Annotated in this window: 16 protein-coding genes; all 16 read right to left on the bottom strand. The window is 38.3% G+C overall.

All coding sequences use genetic code 11. The features are described from left to right. Positions 1-95 precede the first annotated feature (95 nt). The gene (gene adcA / locus D8848_RS02950) at positions 96-1,601 is read right to left on the bottom strand and encodes a zinc ABC transporter substrate-binding lipoprotein AdcA (RefSeq protein WP_049543207.1); all 1,506 of its coding nucleotides are present in this window, start codon (positions 1,599-1,601) and stop codon (positions 96-98) included. 9 nt (positions 1,602-1,610) lie between these two features. Then, entirely contained in the window at positions 1,611-2,417 is an 807-nt protein-coding gene (locus D8848_RS02945) for a metal ABC transporter permease (protein WP_045612455.1), read from the bottom strand. Beyond that, entirely contained in the window at positions 2,410-3,114 is a 705-nt protein-coding gene (locus D8848_RS02940) for a metal ABC transporter ATP-binding protein (protein WP_125443258.1), read from the bottom strand. Before D8848_RS02940 ends, D8848_RS02945 begins: the two co-directional genes overlap by 8 nt. Continuing rightward, positions 3,114-3,554, bottom strand: coding sequence for a zinc-dependent transcriptional regulator AdcR (adcR, locus tag D8848_RS02935; RefSeq protein WP_001249308.1), 441 nt, complete (start codon positions 3,552-3,554; stop codon positions 3,114-3,116). The genes D8848_RS02940 and adcR overlap by 1 nt, the downstream gene beginning before the upstream one ends. 192 nt (positions 3,555-3,746) lie before the next feature. After that, positions 3,747-4,451, bottom strand: a complete 705-nt coding sequence (locus D8848_RS02930) for an acylneuraminate cytidylyltransferase family protein (protein WP_125443257.1) — start codon at positions 4,449-4,451, stop codon at positions 3,747-3,749. Positions 4,452-4,696: 245 nt separating this feature from the next. Further along, positions 4,697-7,924 (bottom strand): LPXTG cell wall anchor domain-containing protein, encoded by a 3,228-nt coding sequence (locus D8848_RS02925; protein WP_125443256.1) that lies wholly within the window; start codon positions 7,922-7,924, stop codon positions 4,697-4,699. Positions 7,925-8,019: 95 nt separating this feature from the next. Continuing rightward, entirely contained in the window at positions 8,020-9,264 is a 1,245-nt protein-coding gene (locus tag D8848_RS02920; RefSeq protein WP_125443255.1) for a glycosyltransferase family 4 protein, read from the bottom strand. 6 nt (positions 9,265-9,270) lie between these two features. After that, on the bottom strand, positions 9,271-10,857 hold the full coding sequence (locus D8848_RS02915; RefSeq protein WP_125443254.1) for a glycosyltransferase family 52: 1,587 nt from the start codon (positions 10,855-10,857) through the stop codon (positions 9,271-9,273). 31 nt (positions 10,858-10,888) lie between these two features. Next, on the bottom strand, positions 10,889-11,884 hold the full coding sequence (gene rfbB / locus D8848_RS02910) for a dTDP-glucose 4,6-dehydratase (RefSeq protein ID WP_125443253.1): 996 nt from the start codon (positions 11,882-11,884) through the stop codon (positions 10,889-10,891). 21 nt (positions 11,885-11,905) lie between these two features. Continuing rightward, the gene (locus D8848_RS02905) at positions 11,906-12,679 is read right to left on the bottom strand and encodes an alpha-1,2-fucosyltransferase (RefSeq protein WP_125443252.1); all 774 of its coding nucleotides are present in this window, start codon (positions 12,677-12,679) and stop codon (positions 11,906-11,908) included. Next, positions 12,666-14,018, bottom strand: a complete 1,353-nt coding sequence (locus D8848_RS02900; RefSeq protein WP_125443251.1) for a dTDP-4-dehydrorhamnose 3,5-epimerase family protein — start codon at positions 14,016-14,018, stop codon at positions 12,666-12,668. The genes D8848_RS02905 and D8848_RS02900 overlap by 14 nt, the downstream gene beginning before the upstream one ends. Positions 14,019-14,249: 231 nt before the next feature. After that, positions 14,250-15,518 carry a D-alanyl-lipoteichoic acid biosynthesis protein DltD gene (gene dltD, locus D8848_RS02895; protein WP_125443250.1) on the bottom strand — a complete coding sequence of 423 codons (1,269 nt, stop codon included), beginning with the start codon at positions 15,516-15,518 and terminating at the stop codon, positions 14,250-14,252. Then, the gene (dltC, locus tag D8848_RS02890) at positions 15,511-15,750 is read right to left on the bottom strand and encodes a D-alanine--poly(phosphoribitol) ligase subunit DltC (protein ID WP_000351967.1); all 240 of its coding nucleotides are present in this window, start codon (positions 15,748-15,750) and stop codon (positions 15,511-15,513) included. Before dltC ends, dltD begins: the two co-directional genes overlap by 8 nt. Before the next feature lie 12 nt (positions 15,751-15,762). Next, positions 15,763-17,007 carry a D-alanyl-lipoteichoic acid biosynthesis protein DltB gene (gene dltB / locus D8848_RS02885; protein ID WP_125443249.1) on the bottom strand — a complete coding sequence of 415 codons (1,245 nt, stop codon included), beginning with the start codon at positions 17,005-17,007 and terminating at the stop codon, positions 15,763-15,765. Next, a complete protein-coding gene (gene dltA / locus D8848_RS02880) occupies positions 17,004-18,554 on the bottom strand; it encodes a D-alanine--poly(phosphoribitol) ligase subunit DltA (RefSeq protein WP_125443248.1) in 1,551 nt (516 codons plus the stop codon). Before dltA ends, dltB begins: the two co-directional genes overlap by 4 nt. 20 nt (positions 18,555-18,574) lie before the next feature. Next, entirely contained in the window at positions 18,575-18,706 is a 132-nt protein-coding gene (locus D8848_RS02875; protein WP_000813667.1) for a teichoic acid D-Ala incorporation-associated protein DltX, read from the bottom strand. Between the last annotated feature and the right edge of the window lie 161 nt (positions 18,707-18,867).

The raw sequence follows: 18,867 nt of genomic DNA, 5'->3' as shown, positions 1-18,867 counted from the left end.
ACAGCTATAGGCTATCCGCCGACACATGAAATGGGCTACACATCAGCCCCTATTTCAAAAAACCGACTAGCTCCTATGAACTAGTCGGTTTCTCATCAATGCGCCAACATTTCTTGGGCGATTTCTTGTCCAGATAGGTTATCTGGGTAGTAGGTTGGCCAGTTATCCATTTCTTCAAAGAGGGCTTCTTGGCTTGTGCCTCCAAAGAAGATATGGAAATGTTCTGCCTTAACTGGGGCGATATTGTGGTCACTAAACTGAACATACTTGAATTGTCCAGCATCAGCATCTGTGGCTTCAAAGAGGAAGCGCACACCACGATTTCCTTTCTTGTAAGTCAAGATTTTCTTACCAACATACTTGTAAGTATATTTCTTGCTTTGTCCACCTTGAACAAATTCCATAGTGTTATCAGTAATGTTAATCTTAGTCACATCTGTCTGATAGCCTTTTGTATAGTAGGCCTTGTACTCAGCCTGAGTCATCTTACCAGTCAACTTAGCCTTGTAGTCAAAGACTTGGTCAAAGGTTCCATCTTCAAGGAAAGGATAAACTGATTGCCAGTTACCTGCATAGTCACTCAAGGTGCGGTCCTTGACATCTGCATCTTCAAAGTAACCATTTTGAACTGTCTTGGTATCCTCTGCCTTTTCAGGCTCAATTGCTGGGCCTTCTTGGTCCGTTGTTTGTTTCAGAGCCTTGAGGTTTTTCTCCATCACGGAAATGTAGTTTTCTCCAGCCTTGGTGTCCTCTTCTGTCAGACTTTCTAAAGGATTGAGGACATCTGTTTTGACACCTGCCTCTTTTGAAAGTGTGTTAGCAAGGGCTTGTGAAGCATTTTCCTCAAAGTAGATATAGGCAATTTTATTTTTCTTGACGTACTCTGTCAATTCTGCCAAACGAGCAGCTGATGGCTCGGCATCTGGAGAAAGTCCTGAGATAGCGACTTGTTTGAGTCCATAGTCCAAGGCGAGATAGTTAAAGGCTGCGTGTTGCGTTACAAAGCTCTTTTGTTTGGCTTGAGACAAGCCTTCTGCATAAGCCTTATCCAAGGCTTGTAATTTTTCGATATAGGCAGCTGCATTCTTCTCAAAAGTCTCTTTTTTATCAGGATAATCTGCTGACAAGCTGTCACGGATGTGCTCTACTAGTTTAATGGCACGAACTGGTGATAACCAAACATGGGGATCGTACTCATGGTGATGGCCTTCTTCTCCATGGTCATGGTCTCCCTCTTCTTCCTCACCACCTGGCAAAAGCAACATATCGCCTGTCGCCTTGATGGTTTTGACCTTTTTCTTATCCAAGGTATCTAGCAATTTAGGAACCCATGTTTCCATGTTTTCATTTTCATAAACGAAGGTATCTGCATCTTGGATTTTGGCAACTGCCTTGGCAGACGGTTCATATTCATGGGGTTCTGTACCAGCACCGATTAGGAGCTCTACATTAGCCGTATCTCCTGCGACTTGCTTGGTAAATTCATAGACAGGGTAAAAGGTTGTCACAATATTTAGTTTGCCATCTGCCTGCTTTTGATTGGAACAAGCCACTAAAAACAAGGCACATAGACTGGCGAGTAATAAGCTAATTTTTTTCATGTTCATCTCCTATTTGATAAAACGTCTTACTAAACTGATTAGCAAGAAAACAGTTACAAAAATAATGGTAATACTTGCACTTGCAGGTGTTTCCGCATAGTAGGAAATGTAAAGTCCTGCTACCATTCCCAAAAATCCAATAGCACTGGCAAGCAGCATAACCGATTTAAAGTTTTTCCCCAGACGCAGGGCAATACTAGCTGGCAAGACCATAATGGTCGATACCAGAAGAGCTCCCGCAGCTGGAATCATAAGGGCAATGGCCACCCCCGTCACCATGTTAAAAAGAATGGACATGGTACGAACTGGCAAGCCATCCACAAAAGCCGTATCCTCATCAAAGGTCAGGATATACATAGGACGAAGGAAGAGGAAGGTCAAAATCAAGACAACCGCCGCAATGACAAAGAGGGAAATGACCTGCTCTTCGCTAATAGTCACGATTGAGCCGAAAAGGTACTGGTCCAAACTCATAGAACTAGAGCTTTTACCCTTGCTCATGACAATCAGAGAAACAGCCAGACCTGTTGACATGAGGATAGCTGTCCCGATTTCCATAAAGTTCTTGTAAACCGTACGGAGATACTCCAGGAAGACTGCCGCAATCAAGACAATAGCAATCGTAGAAATAGTCGGAGAAATCCCCAGAACCAGACCAAAGGCTACACCCGAAAGCGAGACGTGGCTGAGGGTATCACTCATCAAACTCTGACGACGCAAGATAAGGAAGGTTCCCAATACCGGCGAGAAAAGACTCATAGCAATAACAGCCAGAAAGGCGCGTTGCATAAAGTCGTAAGATAATAAACTAAGCATGGCCCACCTCCTGGTCATTCTCATGAACGTTGAAACAACGCCATGGCGAGTCTTGATTACGGACTAGATGGATATTGCGGTCCGCATAGTCCTTAACTTCTTCAGGGTCATGTGTAATCATCAAAACAGCCTTACCATGATGATGGGCGCTGTGGTGCATGAGTTCATAAAATTCATTTTTACTTCCTGCATCCATCCCCGTTGTCGGCTCATCTAGGATAAATACATCCGGATCCGAAGCAAACATGCGCGCAATCACCGCTCGCTGCTTTTGTCCTCCAGATAGAGACCCCAAGCGTTTGTCTCGGTGTTCCCACATGCCAACTGAGTCTAGACTAGCCTTGATATGCTCTTCATCATGAGCATTCAAACGACGGAACCACCCCTTTCGTGGATAGCGACCTGACTTGACAAATTCATAAACCGTACTTGGAAAACCTGCGTTAAAACTGGCAATCTGTTGAGGAAGATAGGCTATTCTCAATTTCTTACCCTGCGTATTTGTCGTTGAAATAGTCACCTTTCCAATGCGTGGCTGAAGGATTCCAAGACTGGCCTTAATCAGTGTCGTCTTAGCTGCCCCATTCTCCCCTGTCAAGGTAACAAATTCCCCACTATCAACACTATAATTGATATGTTCAAGAACTGGCTCCTTATCATAATAGAAGGATAAATCCTCTACCGTAATATATCTCATTATTTGATTTCTCCTACTAAAGCAGTCAAAAACCGCTGAATCACTTTTTGTTCATTTGGAGTAAACTGAGTCGCCACTTGTTCATAGGTTAAAAGTGTATGCTCATGGTGATGATGGTGCTCCTCAGCGATTGGACGAGCCAAATCAGTCAACTGATAAAAAATCACACGCGCATCCTTAGGATCTTTAGATGTTTCCAACATTCCTTCCTTGACCAAAGACTTAATGGCCTTGGTAACTGCCGCCTGACTGACATTGAGACGACGCGCCAATTCTGAATTTGTTAAAGATTCCTCTGACAAAAGCATGAGAATGTGCTCCTGAGTATTGGTCAGTGCCACCTCGCTAGTGCAATGACCTATTAGAATTTCATGCTGATTTTCTGCCTGCAAAATTACCTCATTTAAAAAAGCATCAATATCCTTAGCTAGCTGTCTCATATCTGACTCCTTTCCTTTTGGATTTCTCTTTTTTAAGAGAAAATACTATTCTGTGCAAAATTATTTACTGGTTAATTATATCACAACCAAAAAAAGAGTCAAGAAAAAACGTGAAAACTAGTTTCATCCTTGAACTCTTCATAGGGTAGCCAATCTTTATGTGCAAGTTTATTCTAACAACGATGAGGCATTTTATCTTATTTTCTTACCTAAGTTGTGACGTTGCAACAAAATCTCCACGACCTCAAAATCCAACTCATCATCGATATCATAAGAATAGAGCTTTGGCATTTCATAAGCTACTGTCTTATCTGTATAAAAGGTCTCATCCCGCAGGTAAAGATCCTTACGAGAAATCCAAATACTTCCGTTGGGATAATAGTAAAGAGGCTCTTTCTGACGAGCATAGTGCTTGGAAACTTGAGGCGGACGGATAAAGGATGACTCTTCCAACTGCAAGTAAAGGCTACGACTCTTATCTGCCTTGACACAGGAAATCAAATGATCTGCCCCAGACTTGCAGTAGAGCTGATAGGATTCGATAAGGTGATTTACCTCTCTCAAAGGTGAAGTCACCTGTAAATTAACGAATACTTGATTCTCTTCAAAGGGTTGTAAAAAATCGCATAAAGTTGCTAGACTAGAAGTTGTTGACAAAGCCAGTTCTTTTGGTCTGTGGGCACAGCAAATTTCTGGATAGGATTGACGACAGAGTTCCAGATAGGTGGGAGAATCTGATGATACCCATATTTCACTAAATAACTTGGAGGCTAGAGCGGCCTCTATAGTATAGAAAACCAAGGGTTTACCTGCAAGTGGTTTAATATTTTTATCCACTAAGCCTCGAGATCCAGAACGAATCAAAATAACGGCTATCGGTTTAGATTTTTCTTTCATATAATCTTCCTAGAAATAAGATAAAAAACGGATATAGTAATGATAGGATTGGCAAAACTTTTCAATCACCTTATTATAACACCAAATCAGAAAACAATCACAATCTCATCAAACACAAGTCCTTTTATTTTATCCCTCTTAACGTAAAAAGTGAAGAAGACAGCGATTGTCCTCTCCAAATTTTAGCTAACACCAACCGACTACAGTTGATAAAAACTTAACTTCATCAATAATCTGAACAAATATTATTCACTATCCTTCTTACGAAGAACGATACTTAGACCACTCAAAATTCCAACAAATCCAAATGCTGCCAAGGCTGCATTTGACTCAGTACCTGTGTTTGGCAATTGAGATACTTCCCTTGATGGAGCTGGATAAGTATTTCCACCAGAAGGGTAAGTTGATGGTACTGGTTTATTCGGAACTTTAGGTGTTTCTTCTTCGTTTCGTTGAGGAGTAGGAATAGGGGGTGGTATAGGAGATGGTTTAGGGACCGATTTCGGTTCAGAGTTTAATTTTCTGAATACATGTGTAACAACATCCCCTTCTTGGTTTCTGATAGTTTCAACATATTCATAGCCTTCAATTGTTCCATGCTCGAAAGCTTCATTTGGTTGACCCAATTCAACAGGCGATTTTACATCTGCCGATTTTAATGGAGTCCCATTTTCATCCACCCATTTTGTTATGATTAATGTTGGTTTCGTGTAGATTGGTGGTTCAAGTGCCACAGATCCATCAACGTAATCTGGAATCTCGTTTATCGGAGATTCTGGCACACTAGTTCCTCCAAAAAATTCTGGCACTTCAACTATTGGTGGATTTTGCGATACTTCCCATTGAACTTTTTCAGGTTCTAACTGATATTGATATACAATCGTAGTAATTCCTTCTACGACTTTTCCTGTTTCTGCTGTTACATTATGGAATTTTTCTGACGGCGCGTAAATTCCATGAAAGTTATATTTCTTACCATCTTTAGTAATGGTTTTAACTTTCTTATCAGCAGTATTGTACTCTACATCATGATTTTCTACTTCATCACGAGTAGAAATAACTACATCAACTGACTTAGTAGTATATGTTTTCGTTGTTTTCACAACTGCGTCGGTTACTACACTTTCTGGATTTTTAATTTCTGTCCCATCGGCATCGACGTATTTAACAACCACCGAACCTTTTCCCTCTTTTTTAACAGGATTGGGATCTTCTTCACTTACTAGACGGTATTCGTAAATAACTTCCGTTATTCCTGCTACGACTTTACCACTAGCTGCAGGGGAACCTTGTTTTAATCCTACATATTCATAGGTAAATCCAGTCTTTGCATCTTTTAATATTGGATATTGTTTTGCAGTTGTATCGTAATCATAATCGAATATTTTTTCAACTCTACGTTCACCCACTTTTGTATTTCCCGAATACTGATTGTAAACGTTCAATTCGTAAACTTTCTCAAGTTCTCTAACATTTTCTGTCTTTAATTCTTTCCCTTCAGTTGTTAGATACTTAATTCTTACGCCTCCAACTGCTTCCATTGAATATGCTTCTGATTCTTGCGTAATATGCATTCTATAGTAATGGTTTACGACAGGTCCACCTTCATCCATTACTTTATATGCACGAACAGGTGTGATAATCTCCTTAACAACATAATCTGTTTCTTCTTTTGTTGTTACATCTTGTTTAGTAAACTCTGTCTCTGTTGTTTTTTGATTCCCATTGACAACTTTTATCTTGCTTAAATCATCAGAGATAGTTACAGCACCCTTGTTCGTTAAAACTGAATGGTCTATTCCTTCTATTTCAGGATACTCTATTTCCCAATCACTATAATGTTCAGGGACTGCATCTTTATGATAAGATAATATGTAACCTTTTTGTATACCTCTATCAAACCCAAATTTTAAATAATTTTTCTTCGTTTCTATCACATCTTTATGATTATCATACTGATTGACAATTCTTTGAGTAGAGTCCACAGCGACAGATAAATCATTTAATACATTTTGACCCTCTTCAATATGTTTTCTTAAATTTTTAAGAGCTTCTTTATTTTGTTGGAAAAACATAATTCCACGGTCTGATTCTATCGCTATATCAATATTATTTTGTTTAATCATCTCTATTGTACTAGCGATATTCTCATCAAGCTTAGCTTTTCTCGTTTTTAAATCTTGTTTTTCCTCATCACTTTTTGCATTTTGATTGAAATATTCTAATATACCATATACTTCAGAATGCATAACCTCCAGAATTTCTCTTAAAGATTCTTTATTAAAGTCATGAACTTTTGAACTACTTATTCCAGGAGGGAAGTCTTTTAAACTATTAGAATAAAATAAAGTAGTTTCGTTATTAAACGTAACTTTACCATCATCTGCTGTACCGAAGACTTTATCCTCTCCTATCGTTGGATATTCTCCAGTTAAAGGTTGATCCCAAAGCGCATAAGATGGATATCCCTGAACCCCTTCTTCTCTGACATACGGTTCAGTTTTATTATACTCTGGCATTGCAGGAACTTTCTCTCTTCTATAGTTAATGGTATTAACCGTTTTTTTCCCGCTTCCATGAGCATAGGTATCTCTATCGATCACAAGAACCGTATCACCTTTTTGAAGAGTCACATTTTCTTTCGTGAAATCTTTAGCAGTTGCTTGACCATTTTTCCAAGCTTCTACCGCTTCATCATCACTGTTGATATTTGATGCTTCAACAAATTTCCCATATTGTCCATTAGAAGTCTCTTCTACTAGATAGACTTTTCCTGTAATTTTTCCGTAATTAATCTCTCCTAGATTGTTGTGCATTCCTTCTGGAGAAACAGGAGCTTCGATATCATTAAAACGCGTTTTTTCATAAGCTGCTTTATCTGAATCTATTACTTCTGAACGAACCAATTGATACTCTTTGTTGTTAGCCTGTATTTTCTCTTCTTTTCCTGTGTTTTCATTAACAGAACCCGTTTTCTCTACAGTTGATTCACGATAATCTTTTCCATCTGTATCAAAAGCAATACCTTTTCTATCATAAGGTGTATTTATGGTACCACTTTCACCTTCTACAGTTTTAGAATCTTGTAATTTTGAATTATCATCTTCTAATAAATAATTTACTGTAGCCTTAGAAGTAAATCTTACTGAATCTGTTCCATCTACATTTCCTGCATTTTTATTGGCTTTAATTGGCAAGGAACCAACTTTTCCTATAACAGCATCTACTGTTACTTTTTTTGTAGGATCTTGATTATCCGTAAATGTTGTAGTTGATGTAGAGGCTACTTTTGAAGTATCACTTACTACTGTTGCTGTATCTGTACCGTTTGATGAAACAGCTGCAGATACTGGACTTGCACCAACGGATAAAGCCACACCTGTCGCTAAAATTGTTGCCCCAATTAACTTCGAATCTGTGCGTCCATCTTTGTACTTACGCAGGGAAAATTTTTCTTGTTTATTATGAAACATAAAATGCTATTCTCCTAAAAATTCATTGCTTTTTGATGTATTGAAACATATATATGTATAAACCAAACTGGAATCACGCTATCCATTATAACATTTTATAAAGATAATATAAACTTATATAATCCCAAAATTTCCCTCTTTTGATAATCTTTGGCAAAAGATGAAGAAAAATAAAGACCTTTTTCTTGATAACCCTTTAGCAAAGAAATGAGTTCTTGAAAATCACCGAATGTTGTGACATTTTTACATCTACTCCGATAATAGCGATGTGCCAAATCTGTATTTGCCAAGAGACAGACTAACCCCTTAGCAGATGCTTCTACAGCCGCATTGGCAAAGCATTCACTCATAGAACAAGATAGATAGCCTTGGTGCTTCTCATAAGGAACTTCTTCTAGAAAGCCTGCATAATGGACATTCGATGGCAAGTCTTTCTGGCTATATCCATCTGGTAAGTTGCCATAAATCGTTAACTGGCTATCCGGCACTTGTCTGAAAGCCTCAATCGCCCAGGCACAACGTTTGATCATCGTCATATTGCCAACGATACACCAATCGGTAACTCTTGCATATTCTTTTCCCAAAACTCCATCCACAAACATTGGAGGCAAAAAGCGAACCCTTTCTCTCCCTATTTGTTGCTCCAAAACAGGGCTTGCAACGATATTTTGGCACCAACCTTGTAAAACAAACTTCATCATCGGGTCTAAAATATTGTAATGGGTATAAGCAAATAGCTTTCTTCCGGTATTTTGGAAAAACTTCCTCAATTGAAGAGGATATTCATTGACCATATCAATTATGAAGCGATCTTCCACTGTAGAATTGTTCGCTAGATAGAGACTAACTAACTGCCATTGAGTGTAGGTTTCCCCACTTCTTAGGTTTTGGTAAGAATGGTAATTTTCACTCACATCACCTTTTAGCAACTCCCCTTTACTATCATAAAGAGTAAAGAGATTTTCTTGATATTGGAAACGATACAGTAATTGAGAGGTATAACATTCTATATCCCCATTTTGATAATGAACGAGTCCTACATATCCCTCTTTTGTGTACTCGACTTCACTGACATTATCTAGGTCTTGAAAGAATTCTTTTTCCACACTCGGCTTTTGTCTAGCCAAATCTGACTGGTCAAAAATAACATGATAGAAGTTTTCAAAACCAAGTATTTCTAACGTTTCTACAAAATTCGGTACAAAATTTTCCAGATTTGTTATAACGATTTTCTGCTCTAGAGCCAAACTTTTAAAAATTTCTTGACGTGCCAATTGGCTTCTTTCAAAGCCATAAGTGCTTACAGGAACGCCTTCTTTTATTGTAAATACTTTCACCATAGTTTCTTAGTCCAATACATCTTCCAATCTTAATCCACGAATTCTTGCCAGTCTTGCTCGGAAAACCATCTCTCGTTTATAACGCTCCGATAAGCGATAGTAAGTTGTCATAACATTCAACACTAAAGCATTATCCTTTGTGACCATGCGAGCCCATAAATGCCAATCTTCAAACCCATCACACTTAGCATCATATCCTCCTGCCTCATCATAGACAGAGCGTTTAAAAATAACCGTTGAATGATTAAAGACATTTTGATAAGCAAGCTCTAACCATAATTTTTCTCCTGATAAGTGATGCGTTTGATTTCGCCTTATTTTATCTGTTATGGCATCTTCTTCTGCGACAACTCTAGCTCCGATAAGATCTAATTGAGGATTTTTCTCTAACTCTTGCAAGAGAAAATCGAGATGCCAAGGCATCCATACATCATCTGCATCTTGTCTAGCTACATATTTTGTTTGAGACAAACTAACTCCACGATTTAACGTTTCTGAAATCCCTTTATGATCTTCCCTAATATACTGTATTCGCTCGTCTACTAGATATGGCTTACATACTTCCTCTGTATTATCTGTCGAACCATCATCCACAATTAACAGTCGAAAGGCTTGATGGGTTTGATTTAAAACAGAATCAATCGTTTGACTAATGGTTTCAGCTCCATTATAGACAGGCATGACAATATCAACAGGTGTGTCCGATTGAGATACATTTTGATAGGGCACACCTCGTTTTGCAAAAACATTTGATTCATGAGTTGTTAAAAAGGTCCGATACCCATGAACCGATACACCCTCTATATTCTTGACCAACAAAAGCGAAGTTGAGTAAAAACCATGTACCTCAACGAACTCATACTCCTCTAGCAAAAGATAAATTTCTTCTTCAAAGCAAAATCTAGTTTCTTTCAATTTATCTTGATAAGGATTCAAAGGTACTCTAGGATGGGGATAGTAGTAATCAATCTTCTGTTCATCTAAAACTTTAGCAGTCAATTTTTGAGTAAGTTCCAAATCTTCCTGATAAAGGAGAGAGCCTAAAAATTGCCCCAGAAAAATGCTTATTTTCTTACCATTTTTAGCCCTATGAAAATGACTTGGTTCAAGATGAAGCTTTAGAAAAACCTGCTTCTCTTTTGGAAAGAGGATACAGTCCTCAAATACCGTATAATGTCTATTTGACAAAGACATAACCTCTCTCAAGGTAAAGTTTGTATAAGGAATTCCCCTCTCAAAATTTTGTGTATAGAGATTGAGAGGTACAATGGAAGTACTACCATCATCAAAAGTATACAAATTCATTGTACTGGGATTAAAGACGCTAAGAGCTACAGGATTGTCTAAGCTTGCTAGATAGAGATTACTAATGGCCCTGTCTTTTAAGGCTTCCTGAATATCATTGAAGACTGTCTTTCCTTCTAAAACAAGGACTTCCTTACAAAATTCTGCCATTCGTTTAGCATAAAAATCCTGTCTCGAATCATTTGACATCTTTAAATAAATCCCGATAAAATCTTCTGAGACAGTCTGTACAACTTCTTTAGCGACTAAAACCTGGAAGGGAGATGAACAAAAAATTATATTCTCCAAATTTAACTCCTCCTAACATTCTTACAAACTCTTACTTAGCATCTTGCTTTTGTGCAATCATCTCTTGCCACCAATCTTCATGGTCTTGATACCAATGGATTACTTCTTTTAATCCCTTATCAAAGTCCACGTAGAGAGGCGTAAAGTCTAATTCAGTATATAACTTACTAGCGTCAATTCCATAACGAAGGTCGTGTCCTGGTCTATCTGCTATATACTTGAAATCTTCCTGAGATTTTCCTAACTGCAACAAGATTTTCTGTAAAACTTCAACATTCGTTCGCTCATTATTTACCCCAATCAAGTAAGTCTCCCCAATAACGCCCTTATCAATAATAGTGTCAATAGCTCGACAATGGTCTTTGACATGAATCCAATCACGAATATTCAGTCCTGCTCCATATAGAACTGCCTGCTGTCCAGTTAAAAGATTGGTGATTTGCCTTGGGATAAATTTTTCAGGATTTTGATAGGGTCCATAATTATTTGAACAGTTGGAAATCGTAGCCCTAACACCAAAAGAACGAACCCATGCTTTCACTAATAGATCAGCAGAAGCCTTTGTAGCAGCATAAGGAGAACTTGAATTGTACTGCGTTTTTTCAGTGAATTTATCCTTACTTTCTAATGGAAAATCCCCATAAACCTCATCTGTCGAAATATGATGGAAGCGGATATCATACTTTCTAGCTAACTCTAAAAGATTGTGCGTCCCAACGATATTACTTTTCACAAAAACAGACGTATCATGCAAAGACTTGTCATTAAAAGATTCTGCTGCAAAATGAACAATCAAATCAACTCGTTCATCGATGTATTTACCTAATTCCAACTCATTTGCGATATCCAGTTTATGGAAGGCTACTCCGCCATCCAGCAAATCTTCGATAGTTTTCAAAGAAGAGGCATAAGTCAAATTATCCAAAATCGTAATCTGAATACCCTTATAAGTCTCTTTTAGGTATCGAACAAAATTTGAACCAATGAAACCAGCTCCACCAGTCACAACGATATTTTTATAGTTCATTTATTTTTCCTTTAACACATTTTACTCAAAGCCGGTACGGTTAACACTTACAACTTCCCATTCTCTTGTATCCGCAATTTGTTTCCCATTTTGTTCATGTAAAGTATTAAAATCAAGAACAAACACTTTTACAAAAGGCTTTGTCAGTCTTAAAATATAGCCTACCCAGTAACAATAAGTCGAATTTGGACAAATGAAATACTTGTTACAGCTATACAGTTGTAAAAAGTTATCTTGAATATCCTGCTCCTCAACTATAATCGGGTTTTCAAAATGGTATTGAGAGTTTAGAAAAGGTACCAATTCTTCGCGACACCAGGCAACATCGTCTGAAGTAACTCGGATAGTTAAATGTTGAAAATTATCCCCTTCAATTGCTGCTATCTTCTCTAAACAAGAACCTATATACAATTGAGAGTTATAACCGTAATTTTTTCTATTTCGTTCATTGAGAAAATCCGTTCTTCTGATAGCAATTGTCACATTCTTCTCTTCAAATTGAGCGGAAGCAGCTACTACTGGTTCAATTAAATACTCTCTACAAAAAGAGTCCAATTCTTTTGAATAATAGTCAACACCTGCCTCTTGAAAATAACCAAAATCTTCTAATTCGATACCATTTGCTTTTGAAAATAAGTCAGCGGTTTTTGGAAAAAAAGTTTGGGCAAATTGAAAATATCCTGTTCGTAAGACATAACTTTCCTCATAGCCCATCATCCGATCTCTATGCGCTTGTAGTAAGAGATAGAGCAAATTTCCTAGTTGAAAACCTCTATTATTTTCATAAATTTTCAAGATTAAAATCTCCTTTTTGCTTTTTAAAGTATTGTCCTAAAGTAGAATTGTCAGGATTTTTTAATAAATTCTTTATTTGTCTACCTGTAAAAATTTCAGACTTATCAATACCCATTTTCACTCCATCAACCCTATCTAAATTCGCCACTAGATGACGAACCAAATCATTTATTGCTGTCACTTGATAGCACATCTCATCAGGATAAATATCAGAAATTGGCTCTAAATCCCTCAACAATTCATCTGGAAGACGCTCTACTAAAGCCCACAACTGATCATTTACTTTTTGATAATATTTTTCTAACTTAGGCTTGCCCAAAACAATATCATTTGAAATATAAGTCCATTGTCTAGAAAGCAAATCGTTGATAAAGCACTTTTTCAGTGTCTTCCCATATAAGGTGTCCATAATATAAATAGTATTGCTTATTTGATGAGCCTCAATCACGCCATTATAAATCTTTTGATGAATAGCGCTATATCTGGAACCACTATCAAATACAGACTTCGTAGATACTAAAATCATATGAGTTGTCTGAATATTTTTTAGAACATTTACTAATTTCTCTATTTCCGCATCATCGTTTTTCAAACTTAAATTGGTTAATAATTTTTCTGATGACGGAGCAGTACAAATAACCACATCATAAAAATCTTTCAAAGCTTCTTCAATATCATTTCTATTGAAACAACTTAAATCAATATCAGATAGTTTACTTAATGTATCAAATAAAACTTTCCCAACTGCACCCGCCGAGCCAATTAAGGCGACTTTCTTCCTACTTGATTCAATTATTTCAAGAACTTCTTTGAAAGATTTAGCAGCTTGATCTTTTTCAGAAATGATTGGTTTTGAAAGAGAATCCCACGACAAATGAGCGTCTTTGTCTAGGGGTGTAATTCCTAGATAGTTTTTATATGGATCATAATAATCAGCAACTAAATAATTCAATATTCCATTATCAACTAGCGATTGCGCTCCATTAGCCACTCCACCAGGGACAAAAACAGCCCTACCAGGTTGGACATCTATCACATCTACAGATTTGTAAGTTGGAGAATCTATCCGCAAATCGATAAAAATCATTTTGAAAGTACCATAGGCTACTGTCATCAATTTTTCATAGCCTTGACAATGCACCCCTCTGATAACCCCCTGCTTTGAAACAGACACATTATTTTGAAGTTTATGATGAAAGAATGATTCTGGCATCCCATTTGCAAGCAAATCTTTCTTTCGCCAATTCTCTAAAAAATAGCCACGCTCATCATGATGAAGAGGACTTTCAAACACCAACAAACCTTGAATCTGTACTGAAATAGTTCTATCTATATCCATCTTTTCCCCTCTATATTCATACCAAAAACGATTAATCCATACATACTAAAGCCATTTTCATTGTGTTTCTTAAATTATACCACTATATGAGTTCTCTAGCCAGATGAAGGTCATTCTTTTTAAACACCCATATCTATAAATACACATTTTTATTAGCAAAAAGAAAAACCCTAAAAATCAGACTAATTGTCTAACTTTTAGAGTTAAATCGTTTATTATTTTATGATTCGTCTATTGAAATTCCTTGACATCTCCATCATAAGTCGCCCAGTCTTTACTGAAAAAGCGCTCATTCAGATGATAAGTCGGAGCTGGTGTGGGATTGGATAGGAAAGGATCAACGGCCTTATCAAATGCCAACCAACCTAACCAACCAAGGTGAATGGTATCCTTCATAAAGAAAGCTTCCCCACCGTCCTTAGAAAAATCTGCTATATTGGTAAAACCTTGACTTTCTAACTGGTAGCGAATCTTCTGCACCGTTTGTTGGTACATATCCTCTCGTAAACCAGCATAGTCCATCCATTTTTTATTAACAGGTGGAATGATAAAAATCGGGTTTACCTTGGATTTAGAAAACTGTGTCAACACTAACTGCAAGTCATTATATTCTGGCGACTTGAGGTAGGTAAAATTTTTCTGAGAATCCTTTAATTTATTCAAATCCTTCTTAATCTGTGTATTATAGAAATAATTCTCCATTCCCAGATCATTATTAGAAGTATTCTTTTCTGCATCTGCTTTGACAACATCTTCTATAGCTTGATAAGAAAACTGATCTGGCAAGGTCTTTAAATACTTAGCTACATGCTTATCGTATTTGAAATAGCCTCTAACCGAAAACTGACCAAAAAAGGAAGCTTGGCGTTCATTAAAACGAGCCAATAATTCAATCATTTCATTGTCTGCCGTCGACAATTCTTCTTTACTTGCCAACTTCTGAACCAGGTCCTTCATAGCTACATTTGGAAACTGCTGTAGTAAGCGAGTCGCTGCATATTGACTAGCCTGATCTCCAGATTGATGTTCCAGAAAACTGGTCAACTGGTCTCCATTAAAATACTGCTGAAAGGCTGCTGGCTCATAGCCATTTTTACTGAACCACTGAGGTGAGATAACATACACAACTTGTTTATTCTCCAGTTGTGGCAACATCTGTTGCATCCCGAAATACTGGTTGAGCGAGGCAGCTCCCCTCTGTCCTAAAAGATAGGGGCGATAAGAGCGGTTGTATTTCTCAGCCAATACCGCAGGATGGGCACCGTCAAAACGAAGCCATTCACTGGAGCCAAAGAAGGGAACAAAACGCATATTTGGATCAGATAAGGCTCTGACCTTTTGACTCCGCTCCTTAAAACTTTCAATGGTAGTAGCCACCGCCGAACGCTTTTCAGCTCCCAGATCATGGCGCATCTCAGCAGGATAGAAAAAGATAAGCAGAAAAACCAACAAACCAGCTATCAAGACCGGTCCGAAGATCATCCATAAGCGTTTAAGCATTTTGTAGCTCCACAATACCAGCTATGATTTTATTGGCTGTATTCCAGTCGTCGCGACCAAACTCTGTTACAGGGACTCGAATGTCAAAACGGTTTTCAATCTCCACAATCAACTCAACCGTTCCCATACTATCCAAGACACCTGCATCAAAAAGATCTTCATCCATCATGTCAGAGACATCTTCCATAAACAACTCATCAATAATTTCGATAACTTCTGATTTGATATCCATATTTTATTTCCTTTATTTTTTAAACCATAAATCATTCAAAAATCCAGAAAAGATTAAGAATGACAGCATGACGACATGGAAGGTGACAACCATGCCAAGCAACTGAATCCAGCGATTCTCAGGTAGAGCAGCCTTCCCTGCTTTTTTCCGTTCCTTATTGAGCGTTTTTTTCTTGCGAATCCAAGCGTCATTGATAACCAGTCCAATCCCATGAAAGAGGCCATAGGCGACGTAGTACCAAGTCACTCCATGCCAAAATCCCATAATCAGCATATTTACAATATAGGCCACACTTGAGGTTACATTGCGATTCTTAAAGACCTTCTTTCTGGTCAATACCATCACCATTCGCATAAAGACAAAGTCACGGAACCAGAAAGAAAGACTCATGTGCCAACGATTCCAAAATTCCTTTAAATCCCTTGATAAAAAGGGCTTATTAAAGTTGATGGGGCTACGGATTCCCATTAAGTTTGAGATAGCCAAGGCAAACATAGAGTAACCTGCAAAGTCAAAGAAGAGCTCCAAACCAAAGGTATACATAACTGCCAAGGCATAGGGGTTAAAGAAGCCACCTGACTGCAGGGCTAGATTCTTCAGAGGAGGTAGTAAAGTTTCTCCTAAAACATGAGCCAGGATAAACTTGTACAAAAATCCCCACATGATATAGCGAACGGATTCTTCCAGCATATCCATCAACTCATCCCGCTCAGGAATTGTCTGATAATTTTCATTAAAACGCTTAAAGCGATCGATTGGGCCACTTGAAAAGGTCGGCATGAAGAGAAGAAAACGGAGGAATTCCCAGAGGGTAAAATCCTTAATCACTCCATCTCTCAGCTCGATGATAATCCCAACCGAACGAAAGGTCAGGTAAGAAATACCCAAAAACCCAAGCAAAGACTGCGTTCCATTGATAGCCGGCTGCACCTTGACAAAGATAATCGGAAGTAGGGACAGAAAACTAACCAGGTAGAAGACCCACTTTCCATCCTTACTTTTTCGATAGTGCTTGTAGAAGAGTAGGAGCAATATTTCCCAGCAAAGGTAAGTACCCAAGGCAGCTAGTTGATTGGTCTTTCCACCCACCAACATGGTGATGATAAAGAAGAGACTTACCAGCACTTCATACCAGGCAAAGCGTTTCTTGAAAAAGAGGCCTACAAAGATGGGCAAGGTTGCAGCAATCACATAAACAAAATACTGAGGATTGCCATATGGCTCTAAATGAGGAAGCTGTTGAAAGAACTCCATCATCTCTTGTTCACCTCGTTAATCAATCCTTTGATGTCAATTTTTCCATTTGGAGTCAGTGGCAAACTGTCTCGATAAAGGAATTTAGACGGCATCATGTAGGACATCATGATATCTGTTAAATCTTCCTTGATAGCCTTGGTAATATCAATATCTCGCTCAAACTGCTCACGAACACCGTCTTTCAAGATGACATAAGCCAATAGATTTTGCACCTTGTGGTCTTTATTATAACGTGGCACAGCTACAGCAGACTCGATAAAGCGAGACTTATTGAGGTTTTGAGAGACATCTTCTAACTCAATGCGGTAACCGTTAAACTTAATCTGGAAGTCCATGCGTCCGCCGTAGAGAAGCAAGCCTTCATCTGTCATAGTTCCCACATCTCCTGTATGGTAGGCTGGTAGACCTTCAAACTCAAAGAAGGCTTCTGCCGTTTTTTCAGGATTGTTCATATAACCTTTTGAAACGGCTGGTCCAGAAACAATGATTTCTCCCTGTTCACCATTTGGCAGTTTCTTGCCATTCTCATCAATGATAAAGGTTGGAGAATCAGCCTTGGTATAGCCGATTGGTAGGCGTTTGAGAGTCGCTAGCATCTCGTCTGTCACAGCAACTGCTGACAGGGCTACTGTCGCTTCTGTTGGGCCGTAGGCATTGATAATACGGGCATTTGGGAAACGTTCGCGTAGTTTTTGAGCCGTTTTAACCGTCAATTCTTCGCCATCAAAGTAGAAATGCGTGATGTCAGGCATTTTCTCACTATTAAAGGCTTCAGACAACATGGCCATATCTGCAAAAGAAGGGGTTGATGTCCAGATAGCGATTGGCAATGAAAAGATGGTCGCAAAGAGTTGCTTAAAGTCCTGAGTAATAGCTGAAGGAAGAGCGAAAAGCGTACCACCCAGTGCCAAGGTCGGAGCCCAATACATGACAGACAAGTCAAAAGAATAAGGTGGCTGAGCCAACATTTGCGGACGACTTGGCGTCGCAAATTCCTTGTCCGTAATCATCCAGTTGGTAAAGCTGAGGAGATTATCATGTGAAATCTGCACTCCCTTTGGCTTACCAGTCGTACCAGAAGTAAAGATAATGTAGTAGTTATCATCTCCCTTGACTGGATGCGTGATCTCATAGCTAGTCCCTTGAGCAAAGGCTTCATGAACCTGAGCTAGATTCAACATCGGTGTAGAAATCTGCTCCAATGGAAAGTCTGAAATGGCAATAATCAAACTTGGCTCTGCTACTTCTAAAATAGCTGAAACTCGCTCCAAGGCTGAATGACTGTCAATGGGAATGTAGGCATGACCTGACTTAGTCAGCGCTACAAAGGTTGCCAACATTTCATATTCTTGGCCGCCAAAAACAACCACAGGAGACTTCTCAGGCAAGCCTAGTTGGTCAATGGCTGCAGCCAAACTATCCGAATCAGCCTTCAAATCTCCATAAGTGTGTTCCTGACCCAAAACATTATAAACAGGATAGCTAGGCTGGGTCTGAGCAAAATGCTCAATGGTTTCAATCATATCTGCTATTGGTTTATTTGACACAATAGGGATTCTCCTTCAAGTTAAAATTCATTATAGATAAAGCTTCCTTGACCCTGACCAAGATAGCTAAAAAAGTAAAGCAGCCCCAGAAAGATAAGAAAATACAAGGCTGTCCGACCAAGAAAGAGGTACAATTCTTTTCTCTGTTTCATCAAGAAAAACCATTCATTTCTGTAATTTTTCGCTAAAATAAGAGTGATTCTTACTAGCTTATTTTTCTACCATTGTACCACTTTATATAGTATTTTTTCAATTGTTTGCCGTAGATTTTCATTATATTTAAGCTAATTTTAAAATTATGCGGTTTTTCTAT

It is taken from the genome of Streptococcus mitis, assembly GCF_003942775.1.
Taxonomy (GTDB): domain Bacteria; phylum Bacillota; class Bacilli; order Lactobacillales; family Streptococcaceae; genus Streptococcus; species Streptococcus mitis_CN.
Note: the sequence above shows the minus strand (reverse complement) of the source record. Positions and strands in the feature narration are given on the sequence as shown.

What these genes read in the sequence shown, in the direction of transcription:
- adcR (WP_001249308.1), bottom strand. Translation starts at nt 3,554, where the DNA reads ATGAGACAGCTAGCTAAGGATATTGATGCTTTTTTAAATGAGGTAATT.
- rfbB (WP_125443253.1), bottom strand. Translation starts at nt 11,884, where the DNA reads ATGAACTATAAAAATATCGTTGTGACTGGTGGAGCTGGTTTCATTGGT.
- D8848_RS02900 (WP_125443251.1), bottom strand. Translation starts at nt 14,018, where the DNA reads ATGGATATAGATAGAACTATTTCAGTACAGATTCAAGGTTTGTTGGTG.
- D8848_RS02930 (WP_125443257.1), bottom strand. Translation starts at nt 4,451, where the DNA reads ATGAAAGAAAAATCTAAACCGATAGCCGTTATTTTGATTCGTTCTGGA.
- dltC (WP_000351967.1), bottom strand. Translation starts at nt 15,750, where the DNA reads ATGGATATCAAATCAGAAGTTATCGAAATTATTGATGAGTTGTTTATG.
- D8848_RS02925 (WP_125443256.1), bottom strand. Translation starts at nt 7,924, where the DNA reads ATGTTTCATAATAAACAAGAAAAATTTTCCCTGCGTAAGTACAAAGAT.
- D8848_RS02875 (WP_000813667.1), bottom strand. Translation starts at nt 18,706, where the DNA reads ATGAAACAGAGAAAAGAATTGTACCTCTTTCTTGGTCGGACAGCCTTG.
- D8848_RS02940 (WP_125443258.1), bottom strand. Translation starts at nt 3,114, where the DNA reads ATGAGATATATTACGGTAGAGGATTTATCCTTCTATTATGATAAGGAG.
- D8848_RS02945 (WP_045612455.1), bottom strand. Translation starts at nt 2,417, where the DNA reads ATGCTTAGTTTATTATCTTACGACTTTATGCAACGCGCCTTTCTGGCT.
- adcA (WP_049543207.1), bottom strand. Translation starts at nt 1,601, where the DNA reads ATGAAAAAAATTAGCTTATTACTCGCCAGTCTATGTGCCTTGTTTTTA.
- dltB (WP_125443249.1), bottom strand. Translation starts at nt 17,007, where the DNA reads ATGATGGAGTTCTTTCAACAGCTTCCTCATTTAGAGCCATATGGCAAT.
- D8848_RS02920 (WP_125443255.1), bottom strand. Translation starts at nt 9,264, where the DNA reads ATGGTGAAAGTATTTACAATAAAAGAAGGCGTTCCTGTAAGCACTTAT.
- dltD (WP_125443250.1), bottom strand. Translation starts at nt 15,518, where the DNA reads ATGCTTAAACGCTTATGGATGATCTTCGGACCGGTCTTGATAGCTGGT.